This window comes from Pseudomonas sp. 10B238 (assembly GCF_000970615.1).
In the GTDB taxonomy this organism is placed as follows: domain Bacteria; phylum Pseudomonadota; class Gammaproteobacteria; order Pseudomonadales; family Pseudomonadaceae; genus Stutzerimonas.
In genome coordinates, this window is the sequence record NZ_KQ033966.1 from 1 (window position 1) to 2,358 (window position 2,358).

Here is a 2,358-nt window from a genome sequence, read left to right on the forward strand (position 1 = left end):
ACCGTTTTAGAAAGTCTTTTTCAGACGTTCCTTAAGTTCATTGACTTCCAGGTATTTGTAAACTATGAACGTGATGTCATTATAGATTTGCCCTATGCAGATAAAAGCATTCCTGATTTTTTTAAAGGCATCGGCAGAAGAAAATCCAATCTGCGTATAGAAATCAGGTGGAATAATATCTGCTTCAATGAATGCATTTTCAGATGCTTTGTACTGCTCGGAAATGTAATCAAAATAAAATGTGGGATTTACGGGCTTGTTGGTTTTTAGCCGATTAACAACGCTCTTGAGCCAAGGTCTAGAATCGTGAGCTTGGTTTGAAATAACTGGTAGAGATAAATGCGTTACAATGATGTCATTGATTTCATGTTTGAGTGTAATTTCATCAGCGTAGTCGATCGTTGACTTTTCGCTGCTTTCGCGAGTGAATCTATATATTTTGCTACGAATAAATGGGATGACTATATTGAGGTTTGCGCAAGCGAATAAATTTTTAAAGTCATCAGGGTTTAGCTTGCGCAAAAAATCATCGCATGATTCAGGGCTTTGAGGACTAAAGTCGTTCATGCGCTCAAATACAAATGTATACGGAATTGCGAAGCTATGAGGTGCTTGCTTTTCTTGAATGAATTGGAAGGTGGCAACCTGGCAGAAATGATTGTAAACATGGAGAAAAGGTTGTCGAAGAATTGGGTTGTCATCAAACAGCTTGTCGATCTGTGGTTCGAGGATTTTCATTTACAAGCCCGGCTATCAAAATTTGAAAATAGAAAAAGCAACCCGTCGCATCAGGGTTTTTTATCGATTTTATAGGGTGGAAGAGCGATATTATCTCATGATTTGCCAAGGTGGGTGGAGTGAGATAAACAGAAAGTCAAGTTTGGTCTGAGGTATATGTTGTTTTCTTAGCCCCAAGACAATCTCTGCAGGCCTTGCCTGAAAGTTTTGGTTTGGTAACTGAATCGCTAAAGGTTCTATAGACACAATTGAGCGGCTGCTACTGGCCGAAAGCCGTGTTTCACAACGGTAACTACCGGCCAGAAGCGGTCACACTATGGAGGCAGCTCAACACTGTACAGGGAGCTGAAGCGTGGCTTCTGGAGTCCGAGAAGGCATTACAGAAGCAGCTTCGCGATAGCGCCAAAAATATTCCGGCACTATTCGGAATCTCCATTCGCCGAAGCATCCTCAGAGAGCAGGCGTTGGAGCACCCTGTATGTATGCCTGGATGTCTTGGATAACCCTTTCTCGACGCGGGGTATCGTGCATCAATTGCTCGACCATCTTGATGGCTAGCTGTCCTGAACTGAGCATATGGTTCACCTTCACGCGTGACCCAGACAAAGGAATCCCTTTTTTTACGACTGTCTCATCAGCAGACGCTCGCAGCTTGGCGCGCGACAACTGTGGAAGCATTTTGGCTAAAACGCCGGGGGCCTTGGCGCTAAGCAATGTGACTGCCAGCACATCCGTAACGTGGTCGTATTCAGAGAAAGACTTAAGCTGGAGGCTCGTCGCATTTAGCACGGCTCGCCCCCCATCATTAAAGAGACTCTCGTAAATCACCTCCGTTTCTTTATCTACTACTCCGGCTTTTACCTCTGATGAATATCCATAGTAAAAGGCAAAAGGAAGGCGCTTCTGAAGGCTCAGATTTTCTACGGCTTTCATCGAATGGCAGGCAGCGACAATAACTGTCAGCTCACCCCCTGTCCGCTGAGTGACGCTATCCAAGCTGTCCAACAACTCATCCCAGCCAATAAACTCCCCGGACGGCGTTCCAAGACCCTTCTCGGAGTGGCCGTGAGCATCAATGAATATGATTGGTCGAATGCCAAGCTCACACGCGCCTGTGATTTCCTCGAAGCATTCTGCAAATTTGGTTGCAGAGCCCGCCTCGAATCGATGGGCGAAATTCTTGTTGTATTCAAATCGCTCAGGATCGCGCGCGAGAAGCAAATCGTGCAGTTCTCTCAGTCGAGAGAGACCGGTTTGCAGATCCCGCTCGCTTAAACAGTCGATGATGAAAATGGCGTTTCCGGGCGAGAACGCGCTGCGTCTGAGGGTAAATTTCGTCGGATCCATGAATCGCCCCTAGTTGTGTGGACATTCTTTGGCCTCGTAGCGGCGGGGGCTACATGAGCATACGCCCTTGCCTTGCGAAGTAGTCAACTTGTGGCTGCCTTTGGCCGGTTAGCGGCCACTGCTCTGGCTAGCCATGCTTGTCCTTCCACACGTGGAGGACTTGCCATGGACATCATTGCTACCTGCAGCCGTCAGCCCTGGAACAAAGGAAAATTGGTCGGGCAGAAAACCCCGCTCCGACAGAGAGATATCTGGGCCATCCGAGTAAGGCTT

General features: G+C 47.1%; 2 protein-coding genes and 1 pseudogene. 1 reads left to right on the forward strand and 2 read right to left on the reverse strand.

The window, feature by feature from the left end; genetic code table 11:
* Positions 1-6: 6 nt before the first annotated feature.
* Both RT21_RS22775 and RT21_RS22780 read right to left on the reverse strand, forming a co-directional pair.
* The gene (locus RT21_RS22775) at positions 7-738 is read right to left on the reverse strand and encodes a hypothetical protein (RefSeq protein ID WP_046164452.1); all 732 of its coding nucleotides are present in this window, start codon (positions 736-738) and stop codon (positions 7-9) included.
* A 450-nt stretch (positions 739-1,188) separates the two neighbouring features.
* Entirely contained in the window at positions 1,189-2,085 is an 897-nt protein-coding gene (locus tag RT21_RS22780) for a hypothetical protein (RefSeq protein ID WP_023082601.1), read from the reverse strand.
* 165 nt (positions 2,086-2,250) lie between these two features.
* Here RT21_RS22780 and RT21_RS23480 point away from each other — a divergent pair.
* A pseudogene (locus RT21_RS23480) lies at positions 2,251-2,358 on the forward strand (integrase); the annotation flags it as partial.

Excerpts from the sequence above, each read along its gene's own strand:
- RT21_RS22775 (WP_046164452.1), bottom strand. The coding sequence starts at position 738 with ATGAAAATCCTCGAACCACAGATCGACAAGCTGTTTGATGACAACCCA.
- RT21_RS22780 (WP_023082601.1), bottom strand. The coding sequence starts at position 2,085 with ATGGATCCGACGAAATTTACCCTCAGACGCAGCGCGTTCTCGCCCGGA.